General features: G+C 73.3%; 18 protein-coding genes. 13 read left to right on the forward strand and 5 right to left on the reverse strand.

The genetic code is table 11. The features are described 5' to 3' along the window. Positions 1–44: 44 nt before the first annotated feature. On the reverse strand, positions 45–1430 hold the full coding sequence (locus ABD299_RS18775) for an HTTM domain-containing protein (RefSeq protein ID WP_344263892.1): 1386 nt from the start codon (positions 1428–1430) through the stop codon (positions 45–47). Positions 1431–1548: 118 nt separating this feature from the next. Between ABD299_RS18775 and ABD299_RS18780 the strand changes: the two genes are divergently transcribed. Next, positions 1549–1902 carry a histidine triad nucleotide-binding protein gene (locus tag ABD299_RS18780; protein ID WP_344263894.1) on the forward strand — a complete coding sequence of 118 codons (354 nt, stop codon included), beginning with the start codon at positions 1549–1551 and terminating at the stop codon, positions 1900–1902. A gap of 6 nt (positions 1903–1908) precedes the next feature. Further along, complete coding sequence (locus ABD299_RS18785) at positions 1909–2829, forward strand: ribonuclease Z (RefSeq protein WP_344263896.1); 921 nt, start codon at positions 1909–1911, stop codon at positions 2827–2829. Positions 2830–2887: 58 nt separating this feature from the next. On the opposite strand, the gene ABD299_RS18790 is transcribed toward ABD299_RS18785, so the two are convergent. Further along, positions 2888–4237, reverse strand: a complete 1350-nt coding sequence (locus ABD299_RS18790; RefSeq protein ID WP_344263898.1) for a family 4 glycosyl hydrolase — start codon at positions 4235–4237, stop codon at positions 2888–2890. Between the two features lie 44 nt (positions 4238–4281). Here ABD299_RS18790 and ABD299_RS18795 point away from each other — a divergent pair, with 44 nt between their 5' ends. From ABD299_RS18795 to ABD299_RS18830, 8 genes are all read left to right on the forward strand, one after another. Beyond that, the gene (locus ABD299_RS18795) at positions 4282–5541 is read left to right on the forward strand and encodes a PfkB family carbohydrate kinase (protein WP_425581368.1); all 1260 of its coding nucleotides are present in this window, start codon (positions 4282–4284) and stop codon (positions 5539–5541) included. Positions 5542–5700: 159 nt separating this feature from the next. Continuing rightward, a complete protein-coding gene (locus ABD299_RS18800) occupies positions 5701–6735 on the forward strand; it encodes a PhoH family protein (RefSeq protein WP_344263900.1) in 1035 nt (344 codons plus the stop codon). A 12-nt stretch (positions 6736–6747) separates the two neighbouring features. After that, entirely contained in the window at positions 6748–7245 is a 498-nt protein-coding gene (gene ybeY, locus ABD299_RS18805) for an rRNA maturation RNase YbeY (RefSeq protein WP_344263902.1), read from the forward strand. Further along, positions 7242–8561, forward strand: a complete 1320-nt coding sequence (locus ABD299_RS18810) for a hemolysin family protein (RefSeq protein WP_344263904.1) — start codon at positions 7242–7244, stop codon at positions 8559–8561. The genes ybeY and ABD299_RS18810 overlap by 4 nt, the downstream gene beginning before the upstream one ends. Positions 8562–8616: 55 nt before the next feature. Beyond that, complete coding sequence (locus ABD299_RS18815; protein WP_344263906.1) at positions 8617–9321, forward strand: hypothetical protein; 705 nt, start codon at positions 8617–8619, stop codon at positions 9319–9321. A gap of 85 nt (positions 9322–9406) precedes the next feature. After that, entirely contained in the window at positions 9407–9760 is a 354-nt protein-coding gene (locus ABD299_RS18820; RefSeq protein WP_344263908.1) for a cytidine deaminase, read from the forward strand. Between the two features lie 73 nt (positions 9761–9833). Further along, entirely contained in the window at positions 9834–10781 is a 948-nt protein-coding gene (era, locus tag ABD299_RS18825; protein ID WP_344263910.1) for a GTPase Era, read from the forward strand. Positions 10782–10988: 207 nt separating this feature from the next. Beyond that, positions 10989–11330, forward strand: coding sequence for a DUF397 domain-containing protein (locus tag ABD299_RS18830; protein WP_344263933.1), 342 nt, complete (start codon positions 10989–10991; stop codon positions 11328–11330). On the opposite strand, the gene ABD299_RS18835 is transcribed toward ABD299_RS18830, so the two are convergent. Together ABD299_RS18835 and leuA are read right to left on the reverse strand one after the other, a co-directional pair. Continuing rightward, a complete protein-coding gene (locus ABD299_RS18835; RefSeq protein ID WP_344263912.1) occupies positions 11228–11887 on the reverse strand; it encodes a TerB family tellurite resistance protein in 660 nt (219 codons plus the stop codon). The two genes, ABD299_RS18830 and ABD299_RS18835, sit on opposite strands and share 103 nt — an antisense overlap. A 233-nt stretch (positions 11888–12120) precedes the next feature. Next, positions 12121–13926 (reverse strand): 2-isopropylmalate synthase, encoded by a 1806-nt coding sequence (gene leuA, locus ABD299_RS18840; RefSeq protein WP_344263914.1) that lies wholly within the window; start codon positions 13924–13926, stop codon positions 12121–12123. 393 nt (positions 13927–14319) lie between these two features. Here leuA and ABD299_RS18845 point away from each other — a divergent pair, with 393 nt between their 5' ends. From ABD299_RS18845 to ABD299_RS18855, 3 genes are read left to right on the forward strand one after another with little or no spacing between them, the layout of a single operon-like run. Next, the gene (locus tag ABD299_RS18845; protein WP_344263916.1) at positions 14320–16446 is read left to right on the forward strand and encodes an MMPL family transporter; all 2127 of its coding nucleotides are present in this window, start codon (positions 14320–14322) and stop codon (positions 16444–16446) included. Then, a complete protein-coding gene (locus ABD299_RS18850) occupies positions 16436–17665 on the forward strand; it encodes a sensor histidine kinase (protein ID WP_344263918.1) in 1230 nt (409 codons plus the stop codon). Before ABD299_RS18845 ends, ABD299_RS18850 begins: the two co-directional genes overlap by 11 nt. Positions 17666–17719: 54 nt before the next feature. After that, positions 17720–19132 carry a flavin monoamine oxidase family protein gene (locus ABD299_RS18855; protein ID WP_344263920.1) on the forward strand — a complete coding sequence of 471 codons (1413 nt, stop codon included), beginning with the start codon at positions 17720–17722 and terminating at the stop codon, positions 19130–19132. A 26-nt stretch (positions 19133–19158) separates the two neighbouring features. On the opposite strand, the gene ABD299_RS18860 is transcribed toward ABD299_RS18855, so the two are convergent. Continuing rightward, on the reverse strand, positions 19159–20352 hold a 1194-nt coding region (locus ABD299_RS18860), incomplete at its 5' end, for an Ig-like domain-containing protein (protein ID WP_344263922.1).

A 20352-nucleotide genomic window follows, 5' to 3' on the forward strand; every position in this document is an offset into this window, starting at 1 on the left:
CGGCCCCTCCACGGGGCCCGCCCGCAGCGGGTGCCCTCCGGCGGTCAGTCGCGGCGCAGCGGCTCCTCCAGGGGAAGGATCCAGTCGGCGGCGCCCCGCCACGGCACGGGCACCGACGCCATGTCGGTGAACGGGTCCACCAGCATCGCCGGGGCCCGCCCGTTGAGCGAGACGGACGTGGCCACCCGCACCTCCGCGCCCCCGTGCAGCTGTGACAGGTGCCGGGCGAACAGGGCGATCCGCTCCGGGTGCCCGGCCATCAGCCGCTGCTGCTCCGGCGTCAGGTACTCGGAGACATCCACCCGCCAGGCGCGCTCACCGTCGGAGAGGGTGAACTCCGCGCTGCCCTGCTTCGTGCGCAGCATCATGTGCCAGGCGAAGCGGTGGCCCTCCTCCGACCAGTTCACGGTGGAGGGCACGGCGAAGTGCCGCAGCGGCAGCACCACCTGCACCGCCGCCCACGCCCCGAGCGCGGCCACGGTCAGCGGGGCCATCAGCACGGGACGGGCCCCGCCGGCCGCGGGCACCGGCGGTGCCCCCCGGGCGCCGGCTTCCGCGCCCTTAGCCGCCCCCCGCGTGGCCCGCTCACGGAGCCGGCGCAGCCGGGCCGCCGCGCGCAGCGGCCAGTCGGGCCGGAAGAACACGGTGGTCGCCGCGATCATCAGCCACGGGAAGACGTACAACCCGAACAGCCGCGCGTTGAGCAGGTGGAAGCACAGGGCCACCGCGAACGCGTACGGCCGGGTCCGCGGGTGCAGCAGGAAGCCGACCACCACCAGGTCGAACACCAGCGAGCCGTAGGTCATGAACCACACCACGGGCTCGTGGGTGAACAGCGGTCCGATCAGCTGCACATGGGTGCGCTCGGCCAGCCACATCCGCAGCGGTTCGCCGCGCAGCCAGTCGGAGTTGAGCTTGGCGACGCCCCCGAAGAAGTACGGCACCCCGATCTGGAAGCGCAGCAGCCACATCACCCAGGCCGGCACCGTCGGCGAGGCCACGGCGGGCCGCCACCGCGCGTCCAGCGACCACATCCGGTGCAGCGGCAGCCAGATCATCAGGAACGACAGCAGCGAGATCAGATACTCGTGGTTCTGGTAGTACGACGAATCGAGCAGGAAGACGTACGTCGTGAGTACGAAGAAGGCCGCGCACGACCAGCGGTACCACAGCCCCGCGGCGATCGTCAGCCCGAGCACACCCATCATCGCGTACACCGCGTACATCCCGGCGTCCGGCAGCGGCCGGACGAAGAGGAAGGGCGGATAGCCGAAGTGGAAGGAGGCCGCCAGGTAGTGGTCGCGCATCAGATACGGCAGGTACAGCATCGCGTTCACGGTCATGGCGACGCCGAACGCCATCCTGAACACCGCCGCCCCCGCGGCGCTCACCTGCCTGGCCCCACCCTCGCGGATTCGCTCTCCCCACATGCGCCGGATCCTATGGGCTGCCCCGCCATCCCTGCCGGGACAGTCCCCGGGGGTGCCCGGGGCAACGGGTAGCATCCGGGGCGTACTGCTGCGACGGACCGGAGGAGAGAGCCAGGCGATGGCGGGAGAACCACAGGCGGACTGCCTGTTCTGCAAGATCGTTGCCGGTGAGGTCCCGGCCGACGTGGTGCGGGAGACCGGGACGACCGTCGCCTTCCGGGACATCAACCCGCAGGCGCCCACCCACATCCTGGTCATCCCCCGGGCGCACTACCGCGACGCCGCCTCGCTGGCCGCCGCCGATCCCCGGCTCGCCGCCGACCTGCTCGCCGGCGCCGGTGCGGTCGCGGAGCAGGAGGAACTCGGCGCCTACCGGATCGTCCTGAACACCGGTGCCGGAGCGGGCCAGACCGTCTTCCACGTCCACGCGCACGTCCTGGGCGGCCGCGGCCTCGAATGGCCTCCGGGCTGAGGGCCGGTGTCCGTGAGGGAGCTGGTGGTGCTCGGCACCGCCAGCCAGGTCCCGACCCGGCGCCGCAACCACAACGGGTACCTGCTGCGGTGGGACACCGAGGGCATCCTCTTCGACCCCGGTGAGGGCACCCAGCGGCAGATGCTGAGGGCAGGGGTGTCCGCGCATGCCCTCACCCGGCTGTGCGTCACGCACTTCCACGGCGACCACGCGCTCGGCCTGCCCGGGGTGATCCAGCGGATCAACCTCGACCGGGTGCCGCACCCGGTCACCGCCCATTACCCCGCAGGCGGGCAGGAGTACTTCGACCGGCTGCGCCGCGCGACCTCCTACCGGGAGACGGTACGGCTGCGCGAGGAGCCGGTGCGCGGCGACGGTGTCCTGGCCGTCACCGGCGCCTTCACGCTCTCCGCGCACCGGTTGTCGCACCCGGTGGAGACCTACGGCTACCGCCTGGCCGAACCGGACTCCCGCCGGATACTGCCGGAGCGGCTGGCCGAGCACGGCATCGAGGGCCCGGACGTCGGGCGGCTGCAGCGGGAGGGAACGCTGCGCGGGGTGACCCTGGAGCAGGTCAGCGAACCACGGCCCGGCCAGCGCTTCGCGTTCGTGATGGACACCCGGCTGTGCGAGGGTGTCCACGCACTGGCCCAGGGGTGCGACCTGCTGGTCATCGAATCGACCTTCCTGGACGAGGACGCCTCGCTGGCCGCCTCCTACGGCCACCTGACGGCCGGCCAGGCCGGCCGGGTGGCGGCCGAGTGCGGCGTGCGGCACCTGGTGCTCACCCACTTCTCGCAGCGCTACGAGGACCCGGAGTCCTTCGCCCGGCAGGCCCGGGCGGCGGGGTTCGCCGGTGAACTGACCGTGGCCGACGACCTGATGCGCGTCCCCGTCCCGCCCCGGGCCCGGCCCGTCCCACGCTGACGGCCGGTGCCCGGGGGCGTCCCGCGCACCGGCCCCGGGGCCCTCGCGGCCGGCCGGCTCAGCGGCCGGCGCCGGCCAGGATGCGGGAGGCGACGGCGGGGGAGTCCACCAGCGGATGCAGGGCCAGGGCACGCAGCGCCGCCGCGCGCGACCCCGTGGTGGCCGCCTCGATGGTGGCCCGCTCCACCGCCTTCACCTGGAGCATCAGACCCAGCTCGGCCGGCCCGGGGGACACACAGGGCACCGGGTAGGCGCCGTGCGAGCCCACCTCGCAGACGGTCTCGATGACCGCCGTGTCCGGCAGCGCCGGGACGGTGCCGCAGTTGCGCACGTTGAGGATGAGCCGGGTGCGGCGGTTCCCGGCGATCGCCCGCATCAGCTCCAGCGCCACCCGGTCGTAGCCGCCGCCCTCCAGATCGCAGGCGTCCCGCTCCGGGACCTCCCCGGGGGCCGCGGCCGCGCCGCCGCTGCCGGCGGCGCGGTTGTCCGCCAGATACGTCTCCTCGCGCTCCCGCCACGTGCGCTCCCACAGCTCCGGGGCGCGCAGCGGGTCCTCGGCGGCCTCCGCGAAGAAGCCGTCCTGCTGCCGCTGCAGGAACTCCCCACGGGTGCGCTCCGCGGCGGCCACCGCCGCCAGCGTCTCCCGGCGGAAGTAGTAGTAGTGCAGATATTCGTTGGGCAGCGCGCCCAGCGCCCGCAGCCACTCCGGCCCGAACAGCCGCCCCTCCTCGAAGGACTCCAGCGCGGCGTCGTCCTCCAGCAGGTCCGGCAGCAGATCCTTGCCGTTGCGGGTCAGCGACCGCAGCCAGCCCAGATGGTTGAGCCCCAGGTAGTCGGCCGAGACGGCCTCCGGATCGGCCCCCACGGCCCGCGCCGCCCGGCGCACCAGCCCCACCGGGGAGTCGCAGATGCCGATGACCCGGCGCCCCAGCACCCGGGACATCGCCTCCGTCACCATCCCGGCCGGGTTGGTGAAGTTGATGACCCAGGCCTCCGGTGCCGTCTCCCGTACCCGGCGGGCGATCTCCAGGGCGACCGGGACCGTCCGCAGCCCGTAGAGCACCCCGCCCGCGCCGACCGTCTCCTGACCCAGCACGCCGGCCTCCAGCGGCACCCGCTCGTCCCGCACCCGGCCCGCCGTACCGCCCACCCGGATCGCGCAGAACACGAAGTCGGTGCCGCGCAGCGCGTCCTCCAGCCGGGTGGCCACCCGCACCGCGGGAGCCCGCGCCACCCCGGCGGCCTGCGCCGAGAGCACCGCGCTGATCACCCGCAGCCGCCGCGGATCGGTGTCGTACAGCGTCACCTCGGTGCATCTGCCGGGAGCCTCCGTCTGGGCATCCTCCAGCAGCGCCCGGTATACCAGGGGGACACGGAACCCGCCGCCTCCGATGATCGTGAGCCTCATGAAGGGGAACGTACCGTAGGAAGCGAATCCGGAACGGGAGCGAAGTGACGACCGACAACGACCCGCGGGCCGCGGCCCGCGACGGGACGGCCGAGGGCCGGCTCGACCCGCTGGCCGCCGTGCGCGCCGAGGGGGACCCCGAGTGCGACGTGTTCCTGACCGGAACCGTCTTCCTCGACATCATCTTCACCGGGCTGGACAGCGCCCCGGTGCGCGGCAGCGAGACATGGGCCCGCGGGATGGGCTCCAGCCCCGGCGGGGTGGCGAACATGGCCACCGCCCTGGCCCGGCTCGGCCTGCACACCAGCCTGGCCGCCGCCTTCGGCGACGACAAGTACGGCGAGTACTGCTGGGAGACGTTGGAGGACGGTGAGGGCATCGACCTGTCGCAGTCCCGCACCGTACCCGGCTGGCATTCCCCGGTCACCGTATCCCTGGCCTACGACGGCGAACGGACGATGATCTCGCACGGGCACGAGGCGCCGGTGCCCGGCCACGCGCCCTCGGCCGCCTACGGCCCCCCGCCGGCCCGGTCGTGCGTGGCGTCGCTGGCGCCCGGGCACTACCAGGACTGGATCGGGGCCATGGCGCGCCGCGGCAGCCTGGTCTTCGCCGGAGTCGGCTGGGACGAGACCGGCCGGTGGGAGCTGGACGAGCTGCCCGGCCTGGAGCACGCCGACGCGTTCGCGCCCAACGCCGAGGAGGCGATGCGCTACACCCGCACCGACTGCCCGCGCGCCGCCGCCCGGGTCCTGGCCGACCGGGTGCCGCTGGCCGTCGTCACGATGGGGGCCGACGGCGCGTGCGCGGTGGACGCCGCCACCGGGGAGACGGCCGAGGTGCCGGGCATCGCCGTCGAGGCCCTGGACACCACCGGAGCCGGGGACGTCTTCATGGCCGGGCTGGTGACCGGCACCCTGGCGGGCTGGCCGCTGGCGGACCGGCTCGCGCTGGCCGGGCTGACCGCCGCCCTGTCGGTCCAGGAGTTCGGCGGCTCGCTCTCCGCGCCGGGCTGGGTGGAGATCGCCGCGTGGTGGAACCACGTGCGGCCGTGTGTCCCCGGCTCGCCCGCCCCGCCCGGCCACCCCCTGGCCCGCTACGCGTTCCTGGAGACCCTGCTGCCGGGCTGCACCCGCTCCTGGCCCCTGCGGCGCGCCGTCCCCACCCTCGGCTTCCGCGACCACGGGCCGTTCGGCATCCCCGGCGTCCACGCCCTCCCCGGCGTCAGCGCCGCCCCCGCGGAGGCGGGCGACGCGGGGCCCGGCATCGCCGGCCCGCAGGGAGGTACGGGGCAGGGCGGCTGAGGCCTTCCCGCCCCGCGCCTTCCGTGGTGACCGTCCGGGCCCTCGCGCCGGGCGGTGGCTCAGCGTTATTCTCTACGGCCCGGTCGGTTCGACCGCGTACTCTTGGGGGTACGCAAGCGTGCAGAGCAGAGAGGGATGACAGGCCCGCAGCGGCCGCCCATGACCCAGACACCCACACACCAGGCGACGGCCCCCCAGACGCAGGAGACCGCCCGGTTCACCGTGCCGGCCAAGCACCCGATGGTCACCGTGCTGGGATCCGGGGACGCGCTGCTGCGCGTCATCGAGGACGCCTTTCCCGGGACCGACATCCACGTCCGCGGCAACGAGATCAGCGCCACCGGCGCGGCCCACGAGGTCGCCCTCGTGCAGCGCCTGTTCGACGAGATGATGCTCGTGCTGCGCACCGGGCAGCCGATGACGGAGGACGCCGTCGAGCGTTCGATCGCCATGCTCCGCGAGGAGGACGGGCCGGGCGGCGAGACGCCGGCGCAGGTGCTCACCCAGAACATCCTGTCCAACCGCGGCCGGACCATCCGCCCCAAGACGCTGAACCAGAAGCGCTACGTCGACGCCATCGACAAGCACACCATCGTGTTCGGGATCGGCCCGGCCGGTACCGGCAAGACGTATCTGGCGATGGCCAAGGCGGTCCAGGCGCTCCAGTCCAAGCAGGTCAACCGCATCATCCTCACCCGCCCCGCGGTCGAGGCCGGAGAGCGGCTGGGCTTCCTGCCCGGCACCCTCTACGAGAAGATCGACCCCTACCTGCGCCCGCTGTACGACGCGCTGCACGACATGCTCGACCCCGACTCCATCCCGCGCCTGATGGCGGCGGGCACCATCGAGGTCGCGCCGCTGGCCTACATGCGCGGGCGGACGCTGAACGACGCCTTCATCATCCTGGACGAGGCCCAGAACACCAGCCCCGAACAGATGAAGATGTTCCTGACCCGGCTCGGCTTCGACTCCAAGATCGTCATCACCGGGGACGTCACCCAGGTCGACCTCCCCGGCGGCAGCCGGAGCGGGCTGCGGCAGGTGCAGGAGATCCTGGAGGGCGTGGAGGACGTCCACTTCTCCCGGCTCACGAGCACCGACGTGGTACGGCACAAGCTGGTGGGCCGTATCGTCGATGCCTACGAACGCTACGACGGCCGCACCGGGGGCCGCGGCGACGGTAACGGAAAGTAGCCGATCTGCATTATGGCGATCGAGGTCAACAACGAGTCCGGCCTGGACTTCGATGAGCAGGCCGTACTCGACATCGCGCGCTACGCGCTGGCCCGGATGCGGATCCATCCGCTCTCGGAGCTGTCGGTCATCGCGGTGGACGCCGCGGCGATGGAACAGCTTCACCTGACCTGGATGGATCTGCCCGGGCCGACCGATGTCATGTCCTTCCCGATGGACGAGCTGCGTCCGCCCGCGAGGGACGACGAGGAGCCCGACCAGGGGCTGCTCGGGGACATCGTGCTGTGCCCGGAGGTCGCCAGGACCCAGGGCGAACAGGCTCCCACCGCGCACTCGATGGACGACGAGCTCCAGCTGCTCACCGTGCACGGGGTGCTGCACCTGCTCGGCTACGACCATGAGGAACCGGCCGAGAAGGCGGAGATGTTCGGTCTGCAGAAGGCCATCGTGGACGGCTGGCGCGCCGAGCGCGGCCTGTCGGGACCGTCCCCGGCCCCGACGACGGCATGAGTGCCTCGCTGGTCACCGCGGCCGTCGCGCTTGTTGTGGTGGCCTGGCTGGCGTCCTGCGCGGAGGCCGGGCTGGCCCGCACCACCAGCTTCCGGGCCGACGAGGCGGTGCGGGCGGGCCGGCGCGGCGCGGACAAGCTGGAGGCGGTGGCCGCCGACCCGACCCGTTACCTGAACCTCGCGCTGCTGCTGCGGGTCGCCGCCGAGATGGCCGCCGCCGTGCTGGTCGCCTACGCCTGCCTGCGCACCTTCGAGGAGCCCTGGCAGGCGCTCACCGTCGCCTTCGGCGTGATGGTGCTGGTCTCGTTCGTCGCCGTCGGCGTCTCGCCGCGTACCATCGGCCGTCAGCACCCGGTCAACACGGCCATCGCCGCGGCCTACGTGCTGCTGCCCATGGCCCGGGTGCTGGGCCCTCTCACCCAGCTGCTGATCATCATCGGCAACGTGCTCACCCCGGGGAAGGGCTTCTCCAAGGGGCCCTTCGCCTCCGAGGCGGAACTGCGGGCCCTGGTGGACCTGGCCGAGCAGGAGCAGCTGATCGAGGACGACGAGCGCCGCATGGTGCACTCGGTGTTCGAACTGGGCGACACCCTGGTGCGTGAGGTGATGGTCCCGCGCACCGACCTGGTGTCGGTGGCCCGGGACAAGACGATCCGCCAGGCTCTCACCCTCGCGCTGCGCTCGGGCTTCTCCCGCATCCCGGTCACCGGCGAGAACGACGACGACATCGTCGGCATCGTCTACCTCAAGGACCTGGCCCGGAAGGTCCACATCAGCCGTGAGGCCGAGTCCGAGCTGGTGGAGACCGCCGCCCGTCCGGCGACCTTCGTCCCGGACACCAAGAACGCCGGCGACCTGCTGCGCGAGATGCAGCGCGACCACATCCACGTCGCGGTGGCCATCGACGAGTACGGCGGCACGGCCGGCATCGTGACCATCGAGGACATCCTGGAGGAGATCGTCGGCGAGATCACCGACGAGTACGACACCGAGCTGCCGCCGGTGGAGGAGCTCGGGGAGGGCCGGTACCGGGTCACCGCCCGGCTCGACCTGGGCGACCTCGGGGAGATCTTCGGGATCGACCTGGAGGACGAGGACGTGGAGACGGTGGGCGGTCTGCTGGCCAAGGAGCTGGGCCGGGTGCCGATCGCCGGGGCCACCGCCGAGGTCGATCTGAGCGCCGACCCCGCCGACCCGTCCCTGGCCGCGCTGCGGCTGACCGCCGAGTCGGCGGCGGGCCGCCGCAACAAGATCGTCACCGTGCTCGTCGAGCCGGTGCGCGTCGAGGCCGGCGACCGGGACCGCGCCGACCACTGAGCCGTGCCGGGCGGCCGCGGTGGCGGATGCCGCCGCGGGATGTCTTGATGGAGGTATGCACCGACATCTGTGGAGGACGGCCGTCGCCACGGGGATGGCGGGTCTGCTGGCCCTCGGCGTCCCCTCCGCGGCCGCGGAGCCGCTGGACGAGCGCGGGCTGCGCCAGGCACTGCTGGAGGTCACCGACTTCCCGCCGGGCTGGGCGACCGACAGCGACAAGACCGCCGAGCGGCGCGGCATCGGAGTCCCCAGCCCGGTCGAGGACCACTGCCGGGAACTGTTCGAGAGCGCGTCCGGTCTCGCCGCGAGGGCCCAGTTCGCCCGCTCCAGCAGCGGCCCCTTCGTCACCACGTCCACCGAGGCGCACGCCGGCCCGGAACAGGCCCGCGAGGTCCTGGAGGACCTGCGGGAGGCCGCCGGGGAGTGCGAGTCCTTCCGCGCCCGCGAGGGCACCGGCCGGCATGCCGTGATGGTCGGCTACGAGGCGGAGGAACTGGAGATGAAAGGGCTCGGTGACGACAGCGTCGCCGTCCGCTTCCACCGGGTGCTGGAGGGCGAGGCGACCACTCCGGTCGTCGCCGACGTGGTGATCTCCCGGGTCGGGTCGCACACCGTGCGCGTCGCCCAGGCCGGGCGGGAGGACGTCGAGAGCGAGCGCGTGGAGCCGCTGGCCGTGCGGGCCGTGGAACGGCTCCAGCAGGTCCTCGACGGCATCGTGCCCACCCCCGCCCCCGACCAGCCGGACTCCGTGGACCTGTGACCCGGGAGCCGCGCCGCTCCGGGCGGTGAGGCCGCTCCGCGTACGACCCGGCGCTTCCCCGGGACCGGGCCTTAAGCTCATGCCCATGACTGACGCTGCCCCCATGGACCCCGAGGACAAGAAGATCATCACGCTGGCGCGCAGCGCCCGCGCCCGCAACGGGGTGCCCGAGGGCGCCGCCGTGCGCGACGAGACCGGCCGCACCTACGTCGCCGGCACGGTCGCCCTGGACTCGCTGCCGCTGAGCGCCCTGCAGACCGCCGTCGCCATGGCCGTGGCCAGCGGCGCGAAGTCCCTGGAGGCGGCAGCCGTGGTCTCGGAGGCCGAGGCCCTGCCGCAGCACGACCTGGCCGCCGTCCGCGACCTCGGCGGCCCGGCCACCCCGGTCCTGCTCGCCGGCCCCGACGGCGGCCTGCGCACCACCGTCACCCCCGGCTGAGGCGGCCCCGGCCGCCCGCTTCCGCGGGCAGCCGGAGGACCGGCGGCAGTGAGCGGCCCCGCGGTCGGGGAGAATGGTCGCCATGAGCGATCCTTCCTCCGGCCCGTCCGCCCACCGCGCGGGCTTCGCCTGCTTCGTCGGCCGCCCCAACGCGGGCAAGTCCACCCTGACCAACGCGCTGGTGGGGACGAAGGTCGCGATCACCTCCACCCGTCCGCAGACCACCCGGCACACCGTGCGCGGCATCGTGCACCGGCCCGACGCCCAGCTGGTACTGGTGGACACCCCCGGCCTGCACAAGCCGCGCACCCTGCTCGGTGAGCGCCTCAACGACGTGGTCCGCACCACATGGGCCGAGGTCGACGTCATCGGTTTCTGTCTGCCCGCCGACCAGAAGGTGGGCCCAGGCGACCGCTTCATCGCCAAGGAACTGGCCGGCATCAAGCGCACCCCCAAGGTCGCCATCGTCACCAAGACCGACCTGGTGGACTCCGAGGCCCTGGCCGAACAGCTGATCGCGGTGGACCGGCTCGGGAAGGAACTGGGCATCGAATGGGCCGAGATCGTCCCCGTCTCGGCCACCGGGGGCAGCCAGGTCGGACTGCTGGCCGACCTGCTGGTGCCGATGCTCCCGGAGAGCCCGCCGCTCTACCCCGAGGGCGACCTCACCGACGAACCCGAGCAGGTCATGATCGCCGAGCTGATCCGGGAGGCCGCCCTGGAGGGCGTCCGCGACGAACTGCCGCACTCCATCGCCGTCGTGGTCGAGGAGATGCTGCCCCGCGAGGACCGCCCGGCGGACAAGCCGCTGCTGGACATCCACGCCAACCTGTTCGTCGAACGCTCCAGCCAGAAGGGCATCGTCATCGGGCCCAAGGGCAAGCGCCTCAAGGACGTCGGCACCACGTCCCGCAAGCACATCGAGGCGCTGCTCGGCACCCCCGTCTTCCTCGACCTCCACGTCAAGGTCGCCAAGGACTGGCAGCGCGACCCCAAGCAGCTCCGCAAACTGGGCTTCTGACCCCCCCGCACCCCGCACGGCACCGGGGCTGGCCTACGGCACCGGGTCCCGCGACCGGGCCCTGTTCCGCCCATCACCCCGCGGTATCAGGGCCCGATCCCGCGCCTGCCACCCCGCTCCAGCCAGTGCCCGTCCGGGCAGCCGGACAGGGTCAGAATCACCCACAGGAGTCAACGAGGCAATGGAGAGCTGCTCATGAGAGTTCCGATGTCGGCTCTTCCGCTCACCGGGTGGCGCAAGTCCACTCGCAGCAACCCCGCCGGCGGCGATTGCGTCGAGGTCGCCGTGCGCGTCGGCGGGGCGGTGCCGGTGCGGGACAGCAAGCGGCCCGGTGGCCCGGTGCTCCTGATTCCGGTAGCCGCCTGGGAGTCTTTCGTGTGTGGGTTGAGAAGGGCTGAAGCCGTGAGCCCCGGCTCACCCCACGGGGCAGGGAGCCGGGGAGCGCGTCAGGTGGGCATGGCGGCGGTGAGGAGGCGGTCGGTCTCCTCGGGGGCAAGGCCCAGTGAGCCGCCGATGACGGAGAGCATGTCGCGCTCGGCGTCGCTGTAGTGGCCGTTGGTGAGGGCGATGCGGGCGCCCTCCAGGAGGAGGTTCTCCCTGCCCGGGCCCGCCAGGTGCGGGGCCAGCGGGGTCAGGCAGGCGCGCAGCTCCTGCTCCGGCTCCGCGGGGCCGCCGGCCTTCAGGGCCGCGAGCAGCGTCAGCAGCTGGTCCTCCGAGCAGTCGGGGAAGCCGGCGCCGCGGACGGTGTCCACGGCCGTCTCCAGGGCCGGGCCCGACTCGTCGCCGCCCGCGGCCAGCAGGGCCAGGGCGATGGCGTGGACGGCGTCCCGCAGCAGTGCTGCCAGCCGGACGGTCGTGGGCTGGGCCAGGGCGGCGACCGGGAAGTGGTCGCGGCAGGAGGCGCACTCCGCCACCGGGTCCGCGGCGCCGCGCGACAGCAGCGGCACCCCCAGGACGGCCAGCCTGCGTCTGCCGGCGAGCTGCTGGTAGCAGCGGTCGCCCCCGCAGCCGGGGCAGTAGAACTCCCCGTCACCGACCACCCGCCATGCGGTGCGGATGCCTGCGACTCTCAGCTTCCGGCCGCCCTGGCTCCGGGAGTGCACCACGCCGTACCTCCGATAGCTCCGGTCCCCATGCGTGGCGTGATGTTAACCACAGGGGACCGGTGCCGTCAGCACCCCGGCGGGACAAACCGGGACCGGAAAGGGAAGGGCGGGCGCTCCGGGTGCGCCCCGGGTGCGCTCCGGCGCACGCCGGCCGGGGGCTGCGGGGCCGGAGCGCGCCGGGCCCGGGGCCCGGGGGTCCGGCGCGAGCGACGGCCTCCCGTCGTATGGCGGTGTCAGCGGGCGGCGCGGTTCACGGCGGAGACGACCGCCTGCAGCGAGGCCCGGACGATGTTGGCGTCGATGCCCACGCCCCACAGCACCCGGTCGCCGACCGCGCACTCGATGTACGCGGCGGCCTTGGCCCCGGCGCCCTCGCTCATGGTGTGCTCGACGTAGTCCAGCAGCCGGACCTCGTCGTCGATGACCCCGGCGCCGGCCAGCGCGTCGAAGAAGGCGGCGATCGGGCCGTTGCCGGTGCCGGTCAGCGTGGTGTCGCGGCCGTCCACCACCGCGTCGACGGTGAGCACGTCGTGGCCGCCGTCGGCGGTGCTGGTCTGGGCGGAGCGCAGCGCGATGCGGCCCCAGCGGTGCTCGGGGGTCGGCAGATACTCGTGGCTGAAGATCTCCCAGATCTGCGCCGGGGTGACCTCGCCGCCCTCGGCGTCGGTCTTGTCCTGGATGATCCTGGAGAACTCCACCTGCATCCGCCGGGGCAGGTCCAGCGCGTGGTCGCTCTTCAGCACGTAGGCGATACCGCCCTTGCCCGACTGCGAGTTGACCCGGATGACCGCCTCGTAGGTGCGGCCCACGTCCTTGGGGTCGATCGGCAGGTAGGGCATCTCCCAGCGGACGTCGTCCACGCTCACGCCGCGCTCGGCCGCCTCGGCCGCCAGCGCCTCGAAGCCCTTCTTGATGGCGTCCTGGTGGGAGCCGGAGAAGGACGTGTAGACCAGGTCACCCACGTACGGGTGGCGCGGGTGCACCTCCATCTGGTTGCAGTACTCCCAGGTGCGGCGCACCTCGTCGATCTGCGAGAAGTCGATCTGCGGGTCGACGCCCTGGGAGAACAGGTTCATGCCCAGCGTCACCAGGTCCACGTTGCCGGTGCGCTCGCCCTGGCCGAACAGGCAGCCCTCCACCCGGTCGGCGCCCGCCATCAGCGCCAGCTCGGCGGCGGCGACCGCGGTGCCCCGGTCGTTGTGCGGGTGCGCGGACAGGCACACGTGCTCACGGCGCGACAGGTTCCGCGACATCCACTCGAAGCGGTCGGCGTGGGTGGAGGGCGTGGAGCGCTCGACGGTCGCCGGCAGGTTCAGGATGATCTCGCGGCCGGCCTCCGGCTGCCAGACGTCCATCACGCTCTCGCAGACCTCCAGGGCGAAGTCCAGCTCGGTGTCGGTGAAGATCTCCGGGCTGTACTGGTAGCCGAACACCGTCCGGTCGTCCAGCAGCTTCGCCGCGTAGTCCATCACCATCCGGGTGCCGTCCACCGCGATCTGCCGGACCTGCTCCCGGCTGCCCCGGAAGACCACCCGGCGGAACACCGGGGCGGTGGCGTTGTACAGGTGGACGGTCGCCCGGTGGGCGCCGGCCAGGGACTCCACGGTCCGCTCGATCAGTTCCTCACGGGCCTGGGTCAGGACGGAGATCGTCACGTCCTCGGGGATCGCGTCGTCCTCGATGATGGAGCGGACGAAGTCGAAGTCGGTCTGCCCGGAGGCGGGGAAACCGACCTCGATCTCCTTGTAGCCCATCCGTACCAGCAGGTCGAACATGGCGCGCTTGCGGGCGGGGGACATCGGGTCGATCAGGGCCTGGTTGCCGTCCCGCAGGTCGGTGGACAGCCAGCGCGGGGCCCGGGTGATGCGCCGGGACGGCCAGGCGCGGTCCGGCAGGTCCACGCCCTCGAAGGGGGCGTACTTGTGGACCGGCATGCCGGAGGGCCGCTGGCGGACGGTGGCGGCGGTGACGGGCGTCGGCGGGCGTACCCCGGCGGCCACGGAGGAGGAATCGGGGGACGCGGCGGGCGAAGTGCTCATGAGACGTGTGCTCCTGGCGGGAAACGGGCTGAGAAGGCCGACGGCAGCGCCGCACTCCGCGGGGAGGGGGCCGGCCGTATGACTACAGACCCTCGCCGCGGCGGCTAAGGAGGAGCATCCCGAAGCGCATGACGGACCCAGCGTAGCCGACAGGCGCACCGATATGCCTTCCCTGTATCAGTATGCGAGATCCCTCATGGCTGTGCGGGACACCGCGGCCTTCCGCGGGCGTACTCCCGGGGGAGTAGCCGGGCGCGCGGACCACCGTCCGCCGTACCCCGGAGTCCGTCCCCGCGGGGGACGGTGGGGGCCGGGCGGGACGGAAGGCTTGGGGCGGGGCGCGGCATCGCGTCCGGACAGCGGAACAGCGCGACGAGGAAGAGGAGGCCCGCCATGGGGGCCGTATCCGTGGAGACCGAACCCGGACGGCGGGACACGTCCCGGCGTCCCGCCCGGGCGACCGGGTGGCGGCGGGGTGCGCCCTGGGCGGTCGTCGGCCTGTGGCTGGTGCTGCTGGCCCTGGCAGGCCCCTACGCGGGCCTGCTCAGCGGCGCGACCGTGAACGACACCGCGGACCACCTTCCCGACAGCGCCGACTCCACCCGCGTGCTGGAACTCCGCAAGGATCTCCCCGGCGGGGAGACCACCGACGTCGTCCTGGTCTACCAGCGCGACGGCGGACTGACCGAGGCCGACCGGGAGGCCGCCCGGCAGCACGTCGCCGGCATCACCGCCGACTGGGAGCCGGCCGGGGAGGTGCCCTCGCGCGGCATCCCCTCCGCGGACGGCGGGACCGAGATGTATCCGCTGTCCCTCGGCGGCCTCACCGGCGAGGAGGACCACGACGCGGTCGCCGCCATCCGTGCCACCGTGGCCGAGGACCTGCCCGACGGCCTGACCGTGCTGGTCGGCGGACAGGGGGCCATCGGCGTCGACATGTCGGAGGTCTTCAGCGACATCGACGGCTTCCTGATGCTGGCCACCATCGCCGTGGTGACCCTGCTGCTGGTCCTCATCTACCGCAGCCCCACCCTGTGGCTGCTCCCGCTGCTCTGCGTGGGCGCCGCCGCGAGCGTGGCGATGGCGGTGGTCTACGGGCTGGTACAGGTCACCGGCCTCACCGTCACCACCATGAGCTCCTCGATCATGACCATCCTGGTGTTCGGCGCCGGCACCGACTACGCCCTGCTGCTGGTGGCCCGCTACCGCGAGGAGCTGCGCGTCCGCGAGCTGCCGCACGACGCCATGCTCGCCGCCCTGCGGGGAAGCGGCCCGGCGATCCTCGCCTCCTCGGGCACGGTGGCCGCCGGCCTGCTGTGCCTGCTGGCCGCCGACCTCAACAGCATCAGCGGCTTCGGCCTGGTCGCCGCCGTCGGAGTGCTGTGCGCCCTTGTCGCGATGCTCACCCTCATGCCGGCACTCCTGGTGCTGCTGGGCCGCCGGGTCTTCTGGCCGCTCACCCCGGTCCCGGACGCCGGGCAGGGGCCCTCCCGGGCCGGCATCTTCGCCCGGATGGGCAGCTCCGTCAGCCGCCGCCCGGTCACCATCCTCGTCACCGGCGTGCTGATGCTGGCCGCCATGTCCGCCGGGGTGCTCAACCTGCCCGGGCAGCTCTCCGACGAGGACAGCTTCACCACCACCCCCGAGTCCGTCACCGCCATGCAGCAGCTCGCCGAGGCATACCCCGAGCAGAGCAGCCGTCCCATCATCGTGATGGCGCCGGCACAGGACGCCGTCGCCGCCGTGGAACGGGCCCGTGCCACCGAGGGCGTCGCCGGGGCGGAGGCCGGGCGCAGCAGCGGTGGCTGGACCGAGGTGAGCGTGCGCGCCACCGCTGCTCCCGGAACCGACGGCGAGCGGGACACGGTGGACGCGCTGCGCGCCGCGTTCGGCACGCAGGACGCGCCGTCCGCACTGGTGGGCGGGACCGCCGCGGAGCAGCTCGACATGGCCCGGGCCGCCTCCGCCGACCAGAAGCTGGTCATTCCGCTGGTGCTCGGTGCGGTGCTGCTCATCCTCATCGCCCTGCTGCGCAGCATCACCGGATCGGTCATGCTGCTCACCGCCGTCGTCGCCTCCTGGGCGGCCGCGCTCGGCCTGGGCGGCCTGCTGTTCGAGCCCGTCTTCGGATTCCGGGGGATCGACCCCTCGCTGCCGCTGATGACCTTCGTCTTCGGCGTGGCGCTGGGCGTCGACTACGGCATCTTCCTCATGCACCGGATGCGCGAGGAGGTCATGGGCGGTCTGGAAACCCGTCCCGCCGCCCTCGTCGCGCTGCGCAGTACCGGCGGCGTGATCGCCTCCGCGGGCATCGTGCTGGCCGCCACCTTCAGCGTGCTGATGACCATGCCGCTGGTCTTCATGTTCCAGATCGGCTTCGTCGTCGCGGTCGGGGTGCTGCTGGACACCTTCCTGGTGCGGACCTACGTCGTCACCTCGGCGAGCTGGCTGCTGGGCCGCCGGGTGTGGTGGCCGGGCGCGCTGTACCGCCGCCGGAGTCCCGCGCCGGATGCCCGATGATGGAACCGTGTCCCGGATAAGGCCGCCGCGCCGCCCGGAACGCCAGGACGTGCTGCTCACCGCCCTTGTCGCGGCGGTGAGCGGCCTGTTCGCGGCGTACGGGTTCGGTGGCGGTTCCCTCGCCCCGCTCGCCTGGCTGCTGCTGGCCGGGTGCGTGCTGCCGCTGCTGTGGCGGCGGCAGCACCCGCTGGCGGTGCTGGTGGTCTCGGTGGGGTTCTCCGTCGTCTACCACGCGCTGGACTTCCCGCACGCCGCCCCCGTCACCGCCTCCATGGTGGCGGTCTACACCCTGGCCGCCGTCGGTCCCCGGTCCCGCACCCTGTGGGTGGGCGGCGTGGTCGTCGCGGCGGTGGCCGTGGTGATGCTGGCGACCGACGCCCACCAGGGGCTGGAGCTGCTGCGGGCCACTGGCTGGGTGGTGGCGGTGCTCGCCACCGGCGAGGCGGTGCGGATGCACCGCCGGTACATCGGCGCGATCAAGGAACGGGCCGAGCGGGCCGAACGGACCCGGGAGGAGGAGGCCGCCCGGCGGGTCGCCGAGGAGCGGCTGCGCATCGCCCGTGACCTGCACGACCTGCTGGCGCACAGCATCACGCTCATCGGCGTGCAGACCTCCGTCGCCTCGCACGTGCTGATCGCCGACCCCGGACGGCTGGACCGGGAGGCCGTCGCCAGGGCGCTGGACGGCATCGCGGACACCTGCCGGGACGCCCGCGCGGAACTGCGCACCACGCTGGAGGTGCTGCGGGCGGACGGGCCGGACACGCCGGACGGGCCGGGCGGCGGCGGCCCGCTGCCGGGGGTGTCCGGCATCCCCGACCTGGTGCGGACGGCGGAGGCCGCCGGTGCCACGGTCGGTCTGGAACTGCGGCCGGCCGGACCGGTGCCGCCGGCGGTGAGCGCGGCGGCCTACCGCATCGTGCAGGAGGCGCTGACGAACGCCGTGCGGCACGCCGGGCCGGTCGTGCGGATCGAGGTGTCCGTCCTCCGGGAGGCCGGGGCGCTGCGGGTGTCGGTCACCGACGAGGGGGCTCCGGCCGGCGCGCGGGCCGGAGCCGACCCCGCCGGAGCGCAGCCCGCCGGGGCGCCGTCCGGGTACGGCATCCCCGGAATGCGGGAGCGCGCCCGCAGCGTCGGCGGGACGCTGGAGGCCGGGCAGCGCCCGGGCGGCGGCTTCGCGGTCACCGCGGTCCTGCCCGTGCTGGAGGAGAACCGGTGACGCGCGCCTCACGCGGCGGCCTGCCCCGAGGCGTGTGCCGGTAATGTCCGTGATGTGAATCACGCCTTCTTCTCTGCGGCCGGGCGGCGGGCCGTGCTCGGCTCAGCGGTCCTGGCGGCCACCGGCCTGACGGGCTGTGCGAACGGCCCGGTCGGCCGCGAAGCGCCTCGCCGGGCGGAACGCCGGGACGACCCGATCGACACCGTGGTCGTCGGGGCCGGGATGGCCGGGCTCTTCGCCGCCCGCGAGCTGGACCGCGCCGGGCACCGGGTGGTGGTACTGGAGGCCCGGGACCGCATCGGCGGCCGGATCAGGACGGACCACCGGTGGCCGGACGTGCCGCTGGACCTGGGCGCCTCGTGGATCCACGGGGTGGACGGCAACCCGGTCGCCGCGCTGGCGCGGGAGACCGGGGCCCGGACCGTGCCGTTCAACGCCGAGTCCACGGCCATTTACGGCCCGGAGGGCGAGCCGCTGACCCGCGAGCAGCTGGCCGTGCGCCGGGAGGACGACGCCATGGCCCGCCGGCGGCTGGAGGAGGCCGCGGAGAAGGCCGGGCCGGACCTGTCGGCCGGTGAGGCGCTGCGCCGCATCCTGGACGGCAGCGATCTGGACGCCGGCCGGGCGCGGCGGGTGCTGGAGTACCGGAGCCGGTACGCGGAGGACGAGTACGGGGCGGACATCGACCGGCTGGCCTGCTGGGGGCTTGTGGCCGGCGAGCGGTTGGGCGGGGACGAGGTGATGTTCCCCCAGGGGTACGGGCAGCTGACCGCCGCGCTGGCCGAGGGGCTCGACGTACGGACCGGGCACCGCGTCACACACATCGCCCACGGGCCGCGAGGAGTCGAGGTCCACACGGCCGGCGACGGGGTGTTCTCCGCCGGCCGGGTCCTGGTGACCCTGCCGCTGGGTGTGCTCAAGAGCGGTGACGTGACCTTCTCCCCGGAGCTGCCGGCGGCCAAGCGGCAGGCGATCGGCCGCCTCGGCATGGGCGTCTACGACAAGCTCTTCCTTCGTTTCCCCTCGGTCTTCTGGGACGACGTGGAGGTGGTCGTGCAGGAGGGCACCGAGCACGGGGCCTTCTCCGCCTGGTACAACCTGCGTCCGGTCACCGGGGTGCCGCTGCTGGTGGCCCTCAACGGCGGCCCGGTGGCCCGGAGACTGGAAGGCATGGACGACACCGGCCAGGTGCGCGAGGCGCTGGGGAACCTGCGGCGCGTCTACGGCGACGACGTGCCCGGACCGGTCGCCCACCGGATCACCCGGTGGGGTACCGACCCGTTCGCCCGCGGCTCCTACTCCTTCCCGCCGGTCGGCTCCCGGCCCGGGGACTACCGGGCCCTGGCCGCTCCGGTGGCCGGCCGCGTCCACTTCGCCGGGGAGGCCACCGAGCCGGACTACCACACCACCGTTCACGGGGCCCTGCTGTCCGGGCGCCGGGAGGCCCGCCGCATCCTGAGCGGATGACGACGGGCCCGTGTCGCGGCGGGAGATCAGGAGGCCGGGATGACCTCGTGCAGATGGGTGCCGGTGGAGGGGGCGAACTGGGCATCGCCGCTGTAGGTGGCCGTGACGGTGTACACGCCGGTGCCCAGCCGGTCGGTGACGGTGGCGACGCCGTTGACCAGCGCCGCGGTGAGGGTGTCGTTGCCGATGACGAACGTGACGGTCCCGGTCGGTGTGCCCGTACCGGGCGGGTTCGGCGTCACGGTGGCCGTGAAGGTGGCGATCAGGCCCGCCCGTGACGGGTTGGGGGAGGAGGTGACGGTGGTCGTGGTCGGGGTGCGGTCCACCTGGTGGGTGTCGGCTCCGGTGGAGGTGGCGAAGCCGGCGTCGCCGCTGTAGACGGCTGAGATGACGTGCGGCCCGATGCCGAGTGTGCTGGTGCTCGCGGTGGCGACGCCGCCGACCAGGGGGACGGTGAAGGTGCCGCCGGCTCCTCCGTCGACGAGGAAGGTCACGGTGCCCGTCGGGGTGCCCGCCCCCGGGGGGACGGGGGCGACGGTGGCGGTGAAGGTGACGTTCTGCCCGAACAGGGAGGGATCCGGGGAGGTCGTGACGGTGGTGGTGGTCGGCGCACGGTCGACTGTGTGGACGGTACTGCCCGCAGAGGTGGCGAAGTCGGTGGTGCCGTTGTAGGTGGCGGTCACCGGGCTGCTCCCCACACCAAGGGCGGCCGTGGCGACCGTGGCGGTGCCGTCGGAGTCCAGCGAAGCGGTCAGTGTCGGCCCGCCGTCGATGACGAAGGTGACCGTCCCGGTGGGCGTGCCCGCCCCGGGCGGCACCGGGGTCACGGTCGCCGAGAAGGTCACCAGCTGCCCGAGTGTCGAGGGGTGGGGAGTGGAATTGACGGCGGTTTCGGTTGCCGCCTGGTTGACGGTGTGGGTGGTGGTGCCGTTGGAGGGGTTGTAGTTGGGGTCTTCGGCGTTGTAGGTGGCGGTGATGGTGCGGGTTCCGGTGGGGAGGGTGGTGAGGGTCGTGGTGGCCGTCCCGTTGACCTCGACCGGGACGGTGATGAGAGGACCGCCGTTGACGGTGAAGGTGAGGGTCCCGGTCGGAACGCCGGTGCCCGGCGCGACGGGGGCGACGGTGGCGGTGAGGACCACCGGCTGGCCGAAGGCGGAAGGGTCGGGACCGGTGATGACGGTGGTGGTGGTGTCGGCGGCGAGGACGGTGTGGTTGTGGGT

Source organism: Streptomyces sodiiphilus (assembly GCF_039529215.1).
GTDB classification, from domain to species: domain Bacteria; phylum Actinomycetota; class Actinomycetes; order Streptomycetales; family Streptomycetaceae; genus Streptomyces; species Streptomyces sodiiphilus.